Origin of the sequence: Shimia sp. (genome assembly GCF_039969785.1) — a bacterium.
Classification (GTDB): domain Bacteria; phylum Pseudomonadota; class Alphaproteobacteria; order Rhodobacterales; family Rhodobacteraceae; genus Shimia.
In genome coordinates this window covers 180,837-195,681 of record NZ_JBDVNC010000004.1, presented here as the reverse complement: position 1 = coordinate 195,681, position 14,845 = coordinate 180,837, and the positions used below count along the sequence as shown (strand labels likewise).

11 protein-coding genes are annotated in these 14,845 nt (G+C 58.2%); 8 read left to right on the top strand and 3 right to left on the bottom strand.

Going from position 1 to position 14,845, the window contains the following annotated elements; genetic code table 11:
* Nucleotides 1-38: 38 nt before the first annotated feature.
* From ABJI08_RS01300 to ABJI08_RS01265, 8 genes are all read left to right on the top strand, one after another.
* Nucleotides 39-800, top strand: a complete 762-nt coding sequence (locus tag ABJI08_RS01300; protein ID WP_348400020.1) for an IclR family transcriptional regulator C-terminal domain-containing protein — start codon at nucleotides 39-41, stop codon at nucleotides 798-800.
* A 17-nt stretch (nucleotides 801-817) separates the two neighbouring features.
* Nucleotides 818-1,072, top strand: coding sequence for a hypothetical protein (locus ABJI08_RS01295; RefSeq protein ID WP_348400019.1), 255 nt, complete (start codon nucleotides 818-820; stop codon nucleotides 1,070-1,072).
* Nucleotides 1,073-1,163: 91 nt separating this feature from the next.
* Nucleotides 1,164-3,152: a CocE/NonD family hydrolase gene (locus ABJI08_RS01290; RefSeq protein WP_348400018.1), complete on the top strand. Its 1,989-nt coding sequence runs from the start codon at nucleotides 1,164-1,166 to the stop codon at nucleotides 3,150-3,152.
* Between the two features lie 322 nt (nucleotides 3,153-3,474).
* The gene (locus ABJI08_RS01285; RefSeq protein ID WP_348400017.1) at nucleotides 3,475-5,061 is read left to right on the top strand and encodes an ABC transporter substrate-binding protein; all 1,587 of its coding nucleotides are present in this window, start codon (nucleotides 3,475-3,477) and stop codon (nucleotides 5,059-5,061) included.
* A gap of 1 nt (nucleotide 5,062) precedes the next feature.
* Nucleotides 5,063-6,019, top strand: coding sequence for an ABC transporter permease (locus tag ABJI08_RS01280; protein WP_348400016.1), 957 nt, complete (start codon nucleotides 5,063-5,065; stop codon nucleotides 6,017-6,019).
* A 12-nt stretch (nucleotides 6,020-6,031) separates the two neighbouring features.
* Nucleotides 6,032-6,847 carry an ABC transporter permease gene (locus tag ABJI08_RS01275; RefSeq protein ID WP_348400015.1) on the top strand — a complete coding sequence of 272 codons (816 nt, stop codon included), beginning with the start codon at nucleotides 6,032-6,034 and terminating at the stop codon, nucleotides 6,845-6,847.
* On the top strand, nucleotides 6,844-8,481 hold the full coding sequence (locus ABJI08_RS01270) for an ABC transporter ATP-binding protein (RefSeq protein WP_348400014.1): 1,638 nt from the start codon (nucleotides 6,844-6,846) through the stop codon (nucleotides 8,479-8,481). The genes ABJI08_RS01275 and ABJI08_RS01270 overlap by 4 nt, the downstream gene beginning before the upstream one ends.
* A gap of 101 nt (nucleotides 8,482-8,582) precedes the next feature.
* Nucleotides 8,583-9,419: an alkaline phosphatase family protein gene (locus ABJI08_RS01265; protein WP_348400013.1), complete on the top strand. Its 837-nt coding sequence runs from the start codon at nucleotides 8,583-8,585 to the stop codon at nucleotides 9,417-9,419.
* 4 nt (nucleotides 9,420-9,423) lie between these two features.
* On the opposite strand, the gene ABJI08_RS01260 is transcribed toward ABJI08_RS01265, so the two are convergent.
* Genes ABJI08_RS01260 through nirB form a run of 3 tightly spaced genes read right to left on the bottom strand, consistent with a single transcriptional unit; the run spans nucleotide 9,424 to nucleotide 14,842 of the window.
* Nucleotides 9,424-12,069 carry a molybdopterin-dependent oxidoreductase gene (locus ABJI08_RS01260; protein WP_348400012.1) on the bottom strand — a complete coding sequence of 882 codons (2,646 nt, stop codon included), beginning with the start codon at nucleotides 12,067-12,069 and terminating at the stop codon, nucleotides 9,424-9,426.
* Nucleotides 12,069-12,401, bottom strand: coding sequence for a nitrite reductase small subunit NirD (gene nirD, locus ABJI08_RS01255; protein WP_348400011.1), 333 nt, complete (start codon nucleotides 12,399-12,401; stop codon nucleotides 12,069-12,071). Before nirD ends, ABJI08_RS01260 begins: the two co-directional genes overlap by 1 nt.
* Nucleotides 12,398-14,842: a nitrite reductase large subunit NirB gene (gene nirB, locus ABJI08_RS01250; protein WP_348400010.1), complete on the bottom strand. Its 2,445-nt coding sequence runs from the start codon at nucleotides 14,840-14,842 to the stop codon at nucleotides 12,398-12,400. The genes nirD and nirB overlap by 4 nt, the downstream gene beginning before the upstream one ends.
* Between the last annotated feature and the right edge of the window lie 3 nt (nucleotides 14,843-14,845).

Sequence of the window (14,845 nt, the reverse complement as noted above, 5' to 3'; positions counted from 1 at the left end):
CCGCGTAGAAACAGGAACGCTGGGACAGGATGGATCACGTGCCACAGAACCGGGACATTTCGCTGACATTTGTAAAAGGCATGTCGGTGCTGAAAGCCTTTGACGAGGATCACAGCCACATGACGCTAAGCGACATTGCGCGGCGCACCGGACTGGATCCTGCGGCGTCTCGGCGATTGCTGCTGACGCTGGTGCATCTGGGATATGTGCGTCGCGAGGGGCGTGTTTTCTCGCTGACCCCACGCATTCTGGTGCTGGCGGGCAGCTTTCTGCGCGGAAATCAGTTTGGTCGTGTTATCCAGCCGTTGTTGAACGCGGCATCGGCGGAGTTGGGGCGAGAGGTTATTCTGGCAATGCCCGAGGACGGCGGCGCGTTGATGGTTGCGCAATCCACTTTGCGCGCGTCAGGCGTGACCTATGGCTTCACAGTGGGCAGCAGGTTGCCGATGTTTCATACGGCGGTTGGTCGGATGCTGTTGGCGTGGGGACCACCTGATGAATCCGACGCGTTGATCGCAGCGTCAAACCCGGAGCCATTCACGAGCGAAAGTGTGACCGATACCGCAGCGCTGAGCGCAGCAGTGCAACAGGCGTCGCAAGCGGGCTGCGCTGTGGTGACGGGTGAATTTGAGCTGGGTGTGACAGGTATTGCCGTGCCGGTTGGCCCCAGGGGCAGCGTCAAGGCCGTACTGGGCGTGCAGGATTCGCAAGTAGCCCTGGCTGACGTCGAAACGCGCGATTTGGTAACAGCGGTGTTGCGCCGTTGCGCGATGGAGTTGACGCAGGCGGGCGTTTTTTAAAGACAGGTGCGAACGTGATGTTGCAAGAACTGGGATGGTCGGACGCCGTTGGGATTGTGGGCGCGCTGGTGATCGCGTGGGCGTATTTTGCGGCTACTCGTGGGCAATTGCCTGCGCGGGGGGCGGCGTTCAATCTGCTTAATTTGCTGGGGGCTGGTTTGATATTGGTGTCGCTTTGGGTGCGGCCCAATATCGGGGCGATTGTGATTGAGTTGCTTTGGGCGCTGATTGCGCTTGGCGCGTTGGTCCGGTCGTGGCGACAACAGCGTTGATCTGACGTGACTTGAGGACGGGATTTGAGGACGGGGCTTGCGGTGCTTTGCGCGCGGTTGCAGTGTGTGCGCGAGCCACACGGAGCCTGAGATGAACATCATCGAAACATTTCCATTCGAAGTCGAAGAAACGCCGCATGTTCACATTCCGATGCCGGATGGCACACGGTTATCGGCCCGTATCTGGCGCCCTGTCGGGACGGGGCCGGTTCCGGCGATTCTGGAATTTCTGCCTTATCGTAAACGCGATGGCACAACGCAGCGCGATGCGCTGACCCACCCTTATATGGCCGGGCATGGCTATGCCTGTGTGCGGGTCGATATGCGGGGATGTGGCGACAGCGAAGGGCTGTTTGACGACGAATATTCGCCGCAAGAGCTGGCTGACGGGGGTGCGGTGATCAACTGGTTGGCAGAGCAGGACTGGTGCAGCGGCAAGGTTGGCATGATGGGGATCAGCTGGGGTGGTTTTAACGGGCTACAAGTTGCCGCGCTGGCACCTGAGCCACTAAAGGCGGTGGTCAGCATCTGTTCGACCGTAGACCGATATGCCGATGACATTCACTATAAGGGCGGGCTGATGCTGGGTGAAAACCCCGGATGGGCCGCCACGGTGCTGGCTTGGTTCTCGTTGCCGCCGGATCCTGAAATTGTTGGAGACCGGTGGCGCGATATGTGGTTGGAGCGGTTAGAGAATACGCCGTTTCTGGCCGAAACGTGGGTGCAACACCAGCAACGCGACGCATATTGGGAACACGGGTCAGTGTGCGAAGACTACAGCGCCATCAAGGCTGCGGTTCTGAGTGTTGGCGGCTGGCATGACGGGTATCGCAACACGATTGCGCATCTGGTGGACAATCTGCAGTCGCCGGTCAAAGGGCTGGTGGGGCCATGGAACCACAAATATCCGCATTTCGCAGTGCCCGGACCTCAGATCGACTTTTTGGGCGAAATGCTGCGGTGGTGGGATCGCTGGTTGAAGGATGAACCCAACGGGGCGGAAGATTTGCCAGAGTACCGGGTTTGGGTGCTGGACAGCGTGCCGCCACAAACCAGCTATTCCATGCGGCCCGGTCGTTGGGTCGGCTTGCGGGATCGAAAGGGCGAAATCACACCGGAGCAATGGCACCTGAGCGGCAATACTCTGAGCGACGCGCCGGGCAGTGCCGCGCGCAAAGTGTTCCCTGCACTGGCCTGTGGGCAGGCGACGGGTGAGTATTTTCCCTTTGGGTTTGGTCCGGGTGAATTGCCGGATGATCAGCGCAGCGATGACGCGCTGAGCTGTTGTTTTGACAGCGCGACCACAACTGAAGGGCGCGACATCATCGGAGCACCAGTTGTGACGCTGCGGGTGCGGGCGGACAAGCCGCGTGCGCAAGTGGCGGTGCGGTTGTGTGATGTGCGCCCGGACGGCTCTAGTGCGCTGATCGCGCATGGGTTTCTGAACCTGCGCCAGCGGAATGGTGCGGATAAGATGGTCGATATGCCGGTGGGCGAATTTGTTGAGGCAAAGGTTGTGCTGGATCAATGCGCTTATCACCTGCCAGAGGGGCATCGGTTGCGGATTGCCATTTCATCCAGCTATTGGCCGTTTGCGTGGCCCGAGCCTGAGCTGGCCGTTCTGGAGATAGACGAGGGAACGCTGGACCTGCCGGTGCGTCCGGCGCAGGACGATGAGGCGCTGCACTTTGATCCGCCGCGCTCCGCCAAACCGCTTCAGGAGGAGCAGTTGCGGCCGGTGCAGGAAGCCAAACGACTGATCCGGGACAGCACAGCGCGCAGTCTGACGCTTGAAATCGAAGGCGACGCGGGCGCAGTGCGTGACCTTGAAACCGGGCTGGTCAGCAGCGAAGTCACGACCGAAAAGTTTGTAATCTGCGAAGATGACCCGTTGTCGGCAAGTTCGGAATTTCGGTGGCAGCGCGAGATGTCGCGCGACAACTGGGGCGCGCGGATTGAAGCCAGATTGCAGATGAAAGGGACGGCGGACCACTATGTTATTGACGCCGAACTGAGCGTGTTCGAGGGCGACGAACAGGTGTTTGAGCGTCAGTGGAATGTATCGGTGCCCCGTCTGTGACAGGGTGACCGAAGGGATTTTCTTAGTCCCAATGACGGCGAATCCCCTCTGTTTTCGGACGTAAACCGGTTGCAGGTCGTCGGAATACGGCGCAACATGAACGAGTAACAAAAAAAGCGCCTTCTAAATTCATGTATCAAAAAGACGAAAAGTGTCGGATTTGGCGCATGAACCGACGGAAATCAAGGGCTAGGCCATGAAACAGGTTTCGCCACAGGAAAAATGGCAAGAAAGTTAAATGGCCGTAACAATTTTCCTTGATTTGTGTCGCACCTGAACCGCAGCATGGCGCAAAACAACAATTCCAATGGGGAGAACAATAATGAATGACGAACTGAAGTATCTGAGCCGCCGGGCAGCGATTGGTGGAATTTCGCGTCGCAAGTTCCTCGGTCGCGCAAGTGCGCTGGGTCTGACTGCCGCTGCTGCTGGCACAATGTTGTCTGGCGCTGTGCATGCTGCCGGTCCGCAAACGGGCGGCACCATCAAGGTTGGCATCGAAGGCGCGTCAACGACAGACAGCCTTGATCCGGCGACCACAACAAACTCGGCAATGACCATGGTCAGCCGCATGTGGGGCGAGCCGCTGATGATTCTGGCGGCGGATGGCAGCCTGGAACCACGCGTGGCCGAAAGCGTAGAAGCCTCTGCTGACGCCAAAACATGGACCTTCAAAATCCGCAGCGGAATTACCTTTTCGAATGGCAAATCGGTCACCGCAGACGACGTTCTGGCGACCATCGAGCGCCATTCTGGCGAAGAGACCAAGTCGGGCGCTTTGGGACTGTTGCGCGGCATTTCAGGCATGCGTGCCGAAGGTGACAACTTTATCCTTGAGCTGGAGCAGGCCAACGCCGATCTGCCCTATCTGCTGACCGATTATCACCTGCTGATCCAGCCCAATGGTGGCAAAGACGGTGTGGACGCGGCCATCGGTACCGGCCCCTACATTCTGAAAAGCGCCGATATGGGCGTTCGGTTTGTGGCTGAAAAGAACCCGAATTACTGGAATTCGGAGCTGGGCCATGCCGACACAATCGAAATCATCGTGATCAACGACGACACAGCCCGCGTTGCCGCGCTGCAATCCGGTCAGGTCGATATGGTCAGCCGCGTACCACCACGTACCGCTGGTTTGGTCACACGCGTACCGGGCATCACTGTGCACTCAACAGCTGGTCCGGGACACTATGTGTTCATCATGCACTGCAACACGGCGCCGTTTGACAACAACGATCTGCGTCTGGCGCTGAAGTACGCAATCAACCGTCAGGAAATGGTCGACAAGATTCTGTTTGGTTATGGTTCCGTCGGAAATGACTCGCCGATCAATGCGTCTTATCCGTTGTTCACCGAAGCCGAGCAGCGCATGTATGACCCGGACAAAGCCGCGCATCACTTCAAGAAGTCCGGTCACGAAGGGTCTGTTCTGCTGCGCACATCGGACAATTCGTTCCCCGGTGCACCGGATGCGTCTGCGCTGTTCCAGCAATCAGCTAAGGCAGCCGGCATTGATCTTGAGATCAAGCGTGAACCAAACGATGGTTACTGGTCGGAAGTGTGGAATAAACAGCCGTTCTGCACAAGCTACTGGAGCGGTCGCCCGGTTCAGGATCAGATGCTGTCGACAGCTTATCTGTCTTCGGCTGACTGGAACGACACTCGTTTCTTCAACGAAAAGTTCGATCAGCTGCTGGTGACAGCACGGGCCGAGCTGGACGAAGCCAAACGGACCGCGATGTATGCTGATCTTTCGACCATTATCCGTGATGAAGGCGGCTTGATCTGCCCAATGTTTAACGACTTTGTAAGCGCGTCTTCTGACCGGGTTGCCGGTTGGGTCGACAACCACAAAGGCTTTGGCATGATGGATATGCAGGCACCGCTGAAAATGTGGGTCGCGGGATAAGATGTCTCCCATTGTAAAACTACTGGCCCAGCGCATTGCGCTGGGACTTCTCTTGTTGTTCCTTGTCTCCATTCTGATTTTCGCAGGCACAATCATCCTGCCAGGAGACGTGGCTCAATCCATCCTCGGACAATCAGCAACCCCCGAAGCTCTGGCCAATCTGCGCGCAGATCTGGGCCTCAATGATCCCCCGGTTCAACGGTACTTCAGTTGGCTTGGCGGCATTATGCAAGGCGATCTGGGTACCGCGCTGACCAGTGGACAGGACATTGCGTCCAGTCTGGGTAAACGTCTGAAAAACACGCTATTCCTTGCCTTCTGGGCGGCCATTATATCGGTCCCGCTGGCAATTTTCCTGGGATTGCTGGCGGTGCGCTATCGCGACCGGTGGCCTGACAAGATCATTTCGGCGGTCACATTGGCGTCGATTTCGATCCCTGAATTTCTGATCGGCTATATGCTGATGTACATCGTCGCGGTGAAGCTGCGTTGGGCACCATCTGTGTCGATGATCAATGATGGCATGTCGTTGGGTGAAAAGCTGAACTCGATCGCGTTGCCGGTGATGGTGCTGACGCTGGTGGTTCTGGCGCACATGATGCGCATGACCCGCGCGGCCATTCTGAACGTGATGCAGTCTGCTTATATCGAGACCGCCGAATTGAAGGGCATGCCGATGTTCTGGATCATTTGGCGTCACGCCTTTCCAAACTCGATCGCGCCCATTGTAAATGTTGTCATGTTGAACCTTGCCTATCTGGTGGTTGGGGTTGTGGTGATCGAAGTGGTCTTCACCTATCCCGGCATGGGGCAATATCTGGTGGATCACGTGTCCAAACGCGACATTCCGGTGGTGCAGGCCTGTGGGCTTATCTTTGCTGCCGTCTATATCGGTCTGAATATGATTGCCGATGTGGTGTCCATTGTGGCCAACCCGCGTTTGCGGCATCCGAAATAGGGGGGAGCAGAGATGAAGAATATACCTCTTGCCGCCCTGATTGGGCTGAGTTTCACCGGGCTTTACTTTTTCATAGCGATCTTTGCGCCTTTTATCGCGCCTTACGGTATGGCTGACATTGTTGGCGATGTCTGGGAGCCTTCCAGCGCTGAGCATTGGTTGGGGACGGACAATATCGGACGCGATCTGCTTAGTCGTATGATTTATGGCGGACGTACGACGATCTTTATCGCAACGGCGGGTACGATCCTGAGCTTTGTTACCGGATCGATCCTTGGGTTCGCAGCCGCAGTTATTGGCGGCTGGGTGGATCAGATGATGAGCCGGTTTGTCGATCTGATCATGTCCATTCCGTCGCTGATCTTTGCGTTGGTTGTGTTGTCGGTGATGCCGGTAACGGTGCCTGTGCTGATTATCGTCATGGGCTTTCTGGACAGCACACGTGTGTTCCGTCTGGCGCGCGCCGTGGCGGTTGATATCAATGTGATGGACTACGTCGAAGCCGCCAAGCTGCGCGGCGAAGGGCGGATCTGGGTCATTTTCCGTGAAATTTTGCCCAATGCGCTGAGCCCGCTGGTGGCTGAAATGGGACTGCGCTTTATCTTTATGGTGCTGTTCGTGTCGACCCTGTCGTTCCTGGGGCTAGGGGTGCAACCACCCGAAGCCGATTGGGGCGGTATCGTGAAGGAAAATAAGGACGGGATTGTCTATGGCATCGGAGCCGCGCTGTATCCGGCGGTGGCGATTGCTACGTTGGCGATCAGCGTCAATCTGGTGGCTGATTGGGTCCTGAACCGTACCACGTCACTGAAAGGGGGCCGGGGATGAGCGAGGCATTGTTGAAAGTCCGCGACCTGAAAATTGGCGCAACGGTCTATCCACCGGGCGAAAAACCCCATGACATCGAGATCGTGCATGGCGTGTCGTTTGATCTGGCGCCAGGCAAGGTGTTGGGTCTGATCGGCGAATCCGGGGCCGGGAAATCGACCATTGGTCTGGCCAGTATGGCCTATGGCCGGGGTGGCGTGAAAATCACCGGTGGCGAGGTCTGGGTCAACGGGCGCGACATCATGAAATCCGGTACGCAGGACATACGCAAACTGCGTGGCGGCGAGGTGACGTATGTCAGCCAGTCGGCTGCCGCGTCGTTCAACCCGGCCAAGCAGATCATGGATCAGGTGACCGAAGCGTCTATTCGCCATGGAAAGTTCTCAAAGAAAGAGGCTGAAGCGCGTGCGGTAGAGTTGTTCCGCAAGCTTGGGTTGCCCGATCCGGAAAACATTGGCGACCGGTATCCGCATCAGGTGTCCGGTGGACAGTTGCAGCGGTGTATGACGGCGCTGGCGCTGTGTCCTGAACCGGATCTGGTGGTGTTTGACGAACCCACAACCGCGCTTGATGTGACCACGCAGATTGACGTGCTTATGGCGATCAAGGAAGCCATTCGCGACACTGGTGTTGCGGCGCTTTATATCACGCATGATCTGGCCGTTGTGGCGCAGGTCAGCGACGATATTCTGGTGCTCAAGATGGGAGACATGGTCGAATACGGCTCTGTTGACCAGATCATCAATGCGCCACAGGAAGACTATACACGAGCGTTGGTGTCGGTGCGGTCGATTGACCATGTCGAGAAACAGCCAACGTCAGAACCGGTGCTGAAAGTCGAGCATATCACGGCGCGCTACAAGGGCACGAACTTTGATGTTCTGCACGATGTGAATGTCGAATTGCACCCGGGACAGACGCTGGCGGTTGTTGGCGAAAGTGGCTCGGGCAAGTCGACGCTGGCACGGGTGATCACCGGGCTGTTGCCACCTAAAGGCGGCAATATCCACTTTGCCGGGCGCGACTTGTCGTCTGATCTGGCGGGGAGATCGCGCGAGGATTTGCGCGAATTGCAGATGATCTATCAGATGGCAGATGTGGCGATGAATCCACGCCAGACGGTGGGCACGATCATTGGCCGTCCGCTGGAGTTCTATTTTGGTCTGAGAGGCGCAGAAAAACGCAAACGCGTGCTTGAGCTTTTGGAAGAGATCGAAATGGGTGAAGGCTTTCTGGATCGCTATCCGGCCGAGCTGTCAGGGGGGCAAAAGCAACGTGTGTGCATTGCGCGCGCGTTGGCGGCCAAGCCCAAGATGATCATCTGTGATGAGGTCACAAGTGCGCTGGACCCGTTGGTTGCGGATGGCATTCTGAAGCTTTTGCTGAATTTGCAAAAGGTCGAGGACGTGGCCTATCTGTTCATCACACACGATCTGGCCACGGTGAAGGCGATCGCGGATTCGATTGCGGTGATGTATCAGGGCAAGGTTGTGCGTTATGGCAACAAGACCGACGTGCTGAGCCCACCCTTTGATGACTACACGGATCTGTTGCTGAGTTCAGTGCCCGAGATGCGGCTGGGGTGGCTGGAAGAGGTCATTTCCAACCGCAAAATGGAGAGCGCCGGGAATTAGGGCAAGGCCGCCCGTTGGGCGGCGGATGTGAGTATTTTTGGCAAAATGAAGGGGCGTGGGAGCGCCCTTTCCTGTGTCTGGAGCAGTGAGGCGGGCGCGTCATGCAAAACAAACTGTTGTTGATTATTCTGGACGGAGTGCCGTGGCGCAATTGCGGGCGTTTGTTTGGCAATCTGGAGGGCTGGGTTGACAGTGGCGCGGCGCGGAAATGGCGCATGACTTCGGTGCTGCCGTCAACCTCGGCCAGCTGTTATGCTTCGATCCATACCGGGGTGACGCCGCAGGTGCATGGTTGCACCGGTAACAGCAATGTGTTTCGCCTGAGGCAGCCGGATGTGTTCAGTGAAGTGCGCAAAGCTGGTGGTGTGACCGGGGCGGTGGCGCATAGTTTCTGGTCTGAATTTTTCAATCGTCACCCGTTCGATCATGTACGGGACGTGGAGTATGATGAACCTGACAGCACGTCGATCAATCATGGCCGGTTTCATTCTATGGCGGGGTATGGCCACGCCAATCAGATGACGCCAAGTGACAAGGATTTGTTTGCTTCGCTGACCAACTTGTGTCAGCGGTTTGAGCTGTCTTACGGCATGTTACACACCTGCACGCTGGACAGTATGGGGCATCGGTTTCACCATGACTGCCCCGAGATGGATCACGCCTGTTTCGTGATGGACGAGATGCTGGCGCCGTTTATTCCACGTTGGCGGGCGGAGGGGTATGAGGTGATCGTCACCGCAGATCATGGACAGGATGCGCGCGGCCATCATGGCGGGCGGGATGCGTTGCAGCAGGATTTTGCGCTCTATTATTTCGGTGAGGGCGCGGGGCCATCCGAGGATACCGCTCTGCGTCAGGTTCAGTTGGCGCCGACCATATTGCGGCGGTTGGGGGTGGATATCCCCGCCACAATGACCGCCGCGCCGTTTCTGAGCTGATGCGTTATTCGGCAGCTGCGCGTCCCTGGGTGGCATTCAGCAGCGCGGCGAGTTCGGGGCGGCAGGATCCGCAGTTTGACCCGGCTTGCAGCGCGACGCCGATCTGATCGACGCTGATCAGCTTTTGGCTGGTTATGGCGTCGATGATCGTGTTGACCCCTACGTTGAAGCACGCACAGACCGTGGCGCCGGGGTCAGGCTGATCCATCCCCGGATGGCCTGCCAGTACGGCCGTGCCGGAACTGCCGATCAGGTTAGCGACATGGGTGCGCGCGACAGAGACCGGGTCTGGTGCGGTGAACAGGGCGCCAATCAGGGTGTTATCCTTGTGCAGGGCGATGCGTGCTGTGCCTTTGGCATGATCGATCACGCTGGATATCCGGGCGTCTGGCGCGCGGAACAGGTCCTGAGCAAAGTGTTCCCAGTCTGCTGGCGTGGATCGCCCGGCCAGTTCCGTGCGCCAGCCTGTGGCATGGCGGGCCGTAGCCCAGTAATCTGTGTGGGGAATAATCTGGTGATGACCAACCGCAAACCCGTACCATTCGGGAGCGTATGGTTTGATGGAGACATTTGCCCCCTTGCTGTCGGGCTGACCCGAGACCGGGTCAGTGCGGTCCGGCAGAACCGCGCAAATCCGTCCGGCAGAGGCGAACTCTGTCGTCCAGTGGATTGGTGCAAAGACGGCGCCCGGGCGTACCCTGTCGGTGACAAGAACACGTAACACGGCGTGGCCGTGCTCGGTTTCGACCTGAGCCAGGTCTGCCGGTCTGAGGCCAAGGGCAAACGCGTCTTCCGGGTTTATTTCCAGAAAAGGCTCGCCGTAGTGCTGGCTGAGGCGGGCGGCACGTCCGGTGCGGGTCATGGTGTGCCATTGGTCGCGAATGCGTCCGGTATTCAGGCGGTATTGCGTGGACGGGGCAAAGGGCGCATCATCGGCCAGTTGTTCGACCGGCAACATATTGGCGCGCCCGGAGGGGGTAAAGAACTGCCCATCCGCAAAAAACCGTTCGCGCGGAGCGGCCTGGCCGGGGACAGGCCAACGTGTCGGGCGCAATGCTTCGTAGGCAACGTTGGTAATGTCAGCCAGACCGGAAATGTCGAAATCCTTGCCCTGGGCCGCAGCATAACCCGACAGCGCCGCGTGTTCGCGAAAGATTTCTGCTGGGTGGGCAAAGTCAAAGGCATCCTGCCATCCCATGCGACGGCCAACATCAGAGATGATGTCCCAGTCGTGACGTGCCTGTCCCGGTTTTGGCAAAACCGGGCGCTGGCGGCTGATGGTGCGGTCTGAATTGGTGACAGTGCCGTCTTTTTCGCCCCAGCCGGTGGCGGGCAAAACCACATTCGCCAGCCGCGCGGTGTCGGTTGTGGCGGTCAGATCGGACACCACGGTAAAGTCACAATTCTGAATGGCGTCGCGCACAAAGTTCGCCTGTGGCAGGGACACGGCTGGATTGGTGCACATGATCCACAGTGCCTTGATCCGGCCATCGGAAACGGCGCGGAACATGTCGACGGCTTTTAGCCCGGCTTGCTCTGGCATGGCCGGAGCGGACCAGAAGCCGCCAACCAAAGCGCGGTGGTCCGGGTTTTCGATGTCCAGATGACAGGCCAGCATGTTGGCAAGACCGCCCACCTCGCGCCCGCCCATGGCGTTGGGTTGTCCGGTCACGCTGAACGGGCCCATACCGGGTTGGCCGATGCGGCCTGTGGCAAGGTGGCAGTTCAGGATGGCGTTGACCTTGTCTGCACCCTGCGCCGACTGGTTCACGCCTTGTGAAAAGACGGTCACAACTTTTTCAGTGCGCAGCCAGAGATTTAGAAATTCGGTGATTTGCGTGTGGGGCAGGCCGGTGACGGTTACGTCCGACGTGCTGGCGGCGTCAAGCGCGTCGTTGAACCCGGTGACGTGTTTTGTGACAAAGTCGGCGTTCACAGCGCCTTGCTGATAAATCTCAGTCAACAGACGGTTGAAGAGCGCCACGTCTGTGCCAGCCTTGAGCGGCAAATGCAGGTCGGCCAGGTCGGTGGTGGCGGTGCGGCGTGGATCGATGGTGACGACGCGCATATTTGGGCGTTCGGTCTTGGCGGCGGCGATGCGTTGATAGAGAACCGGGTGGCACCACGCGAGGTTGGAACCCACCAGCACAATCAGGTCGGCCTGTTCGAGGTCTTCATAGGTTCCCGGCACAGTATCGGTGCCAAACGCGCGCTTGTGTCCGGCCACCGTCGAGGCCATGCACAGGCGTGAATTCGTGTCGATATTGGCAGACCCGATAAAGCCTTTCATCAGCTTGTTGGCGACGTAATAGTCTTCGGTCAGCAGTTGTCCGGACACGTAAAATGCCACGCTGTCGGGGCCGTGTCTGGCGATGGTGTCCTGAAACCGTGAGGCCACCAGATCGAGCGCTTCGTCCCAGCCTGCGGGACGGTTGTCGATCTGCGGGGTGAGAAGACGACCGTCGAGATCGACGGTCTCGCCGAGCGCCGACCCCTTGGAACAGAGACGGCCAAAGTTGGCCGGGTGGTCGGGATCGCCTTTGATCTGAAGCCCGCCCGCACCATCAGGGGTGGCGAGCACGCCACAACCGGTGCCGCAATAGGGGCAAGTGGTGCAGGTGGGTGCGGGCTTGGGATCATTGGCGTGCATCAGGCGGCGACCTCGGTTGAAAGCAGTGTGGCATCCAGCATGACCCGGCCGTCCAGAATGCGCGTCGGGTATGTTTCGATCTGGCCGTCATCCGCTCCCTGGGCTTCGCCGGTTTCCAGCGAAAACACCCAGTTGTGCAGCGGGCAGGTCACTTTGCGACCATGCACAATGCCTTCGGACAATGGTCCGCCCTTGTGAGGGCAGCGGTCCGAGGTGGCGAACACTTCGCCCACATCCGTGCGGAACACCGCCACACATCCAAGTGCGGTTTTTACGATCCGCGCGCCGCGCAGGGGGATGTCGTCAATTGCGCCAATGTCGATCCAGCTCATTCTGCAGCCTCCAGTGTCAGGTTTGCGATGGGTTGATAGGTCTCTGCCTTTTCTCTGGCATGCTCGGCCCAGGGATCGGTGCGGTAGACAGACTGAGACAACTCGAACCGGTCGGCCAGCGCCTTGCGGTTGTCCGGATCGTCGACGATCTGTTCCTTGACCCAGTCAAGACCCACTTTGTCGACCCATTTGAAAATCCGGTCCAGATATTTGGCGTTTTCGCGATAGATCTGGGTCATGGCGCTGATGACCTCCATGGCTTCGTCCTCGGTTTCCACCTTGCACAAAACCTCGGTGCCTTTGATTTCCATGCCTGCGGCGCCTGCCACATGGATTTCATAGCCGCTGTCAACGCAAATGACCCCGATATCCTTGCAGGTCGCTTCGGCACAATTGCGCGGGCAGCCTGATACCGCCAGTTTCAGCTTGTGTGGTGTCCAGGACCCCCAGAGGTGTTTTTCCAGCTTGATACCAAGTCCTGTGGAATCCTGCGTACCAAAGCGGCAGTGGTCCGTTCCGACACAGGTTTTCACCGTGCGCAGGCCTTTGGAATAGGCATGTCCTGACACAAGACCGGCCTGATTGAGATCATACCAGATCGCAGGCAGGTCTTCTTTTTTAACGCCCAGCAAATCGATGCGCTGACCGCCGGTCACTTTGACTGTGGGCACAGCAAACTTGTCCGCTGCTGCCGCGATGGCGCGCAGCTCGTCCGGGGTGGTGATGCCGCCCCACATGCGCGGCACCACGGAATAGGTGCCGTCTTTTTGAATGTTGGCGTGGTTGCGTTCATTCACAAAGCGCGATTGCGGATCGTCGGCATACTCCAGCGGCCAGTCGGCCAGAAGGTAGTAATTAAGTGCGGGGCGACAGACATGGCACCCGTTGGGTGTTGACCAGCCGAGTTCCTGCCAGACCGCTGGCTGAGATTTCAGCTCGCTTGCCTTGATCAGGCGGCGTACGTCTTCGTGGGTAAGGTCCGTGCAACCGCAAACCGACGCGGCAGCGGGCATGACAAAATCATCCCCCAGCGTGACGGAAAGAACCTGTTCAACCAGCCCGGTGCAGGTTCCGCACGACCCGGAGGCTTTGGTTTGGGCGCGCACCGCGTCCAATGTGGTGGCGCCACCTTGAATGGCATCCACAATCTGACCTTTACATACGCCGTTGCAGCCGCAGATTTCTGCGTCAGCCGGTAAGGCTGCAACGGCTGCCATAGGGTCCAGGGCGGCCCCCCCCTGATAGGCAGGACCAAAGATCAGCGTGTCGCGCATTTCGGCCACGTCGGTGCCGTCCTTGATCAGGCCAAAGAACCAGTTGCCATCGGCCGTATCGCCATACATGACGGCGCCGACGAGCTTGTCGTTTTCCAGAACCAGCCGTTTGTAGACACCGCGCGCCGGGTCACGGAACACGATGTCTTCGCGGCCTTCGCCATCAGAAAAGTCACCCGCTGAGAACAGGTCACACCCGGTGACTTTCAGCTTGGTTGACACTTCTTTATTGGCAAAAGCGGCCTCTTCCCCGATCAGAGTTTTGGCAAGCACCTTGGCCTGATCATAAAGCGGCGCGACAAGGCCAAAGACGTTGCCGTCATGTTCAACACATTCGCCAAGGCCGAGGATGTTTTCGTCAGATGTGACCATCTGATCGTCCACATGGATGCCCCGACCCGTGGCCAGACCCGCATCAGCGGCCAGCGCGATGCTGGGACGGATGCCGACCGCCATGACCAGAAGATCGCAAGGCAATTCTGTACCATCGTCCAGCAACAAGGCTTTGACATGGCCGTTTTCGCCCAGAATTTCTTTGGAGTTTGCAGAGCATTTGACCGTAATTCCTTTGTCGGTCAGTGCCTTACGCAAAAGATAGCCCGCAGCTTCGTCCAGCTGGCGCTCCATCAGGTGGCCCATGATGTGCACCACGGTCACATCCACACCACGCAATTTAAGACCAGCTGCGGCCTCAAGCCCCAACAGACCACCGCCGATGACAACCGCCTTGGCGTCGGGCTTTTCGCCCAGTGCAATCATCTGATTGGTGTCTTCAAGGTCGCGATACGCAATCACCCCGTCCAGATCATGCCCGGGAAGTGGGATGATGAAGGGCGCCGAGCCGGTTGCGATGACGAGCTTGTCATAGGCCAGCACATCACCATTGTCCGAGGTCAAGGTTTTGGCAGTCCGGTCAATCGCCACCACCTTTTCGCCAAAGCGACAGGTGACGTCGTTCTCTTCGTACCATTCGGCGGTATGGGTGACGATTTCATCAAAGCTTTTGTCACCGGACAGAACCGGAGACAGCATAATGCGGTTATAGGTGCCGCGGGGTTCGGCATTGAACAGGGTGACGTCATAGGCGTCAGGAGCTTGGTCGAACAGATGTTCGAGCGCCCGTCCCGATGCCATACCGGCCCCGATTATGATCAGTTTCTCAGTCATGAT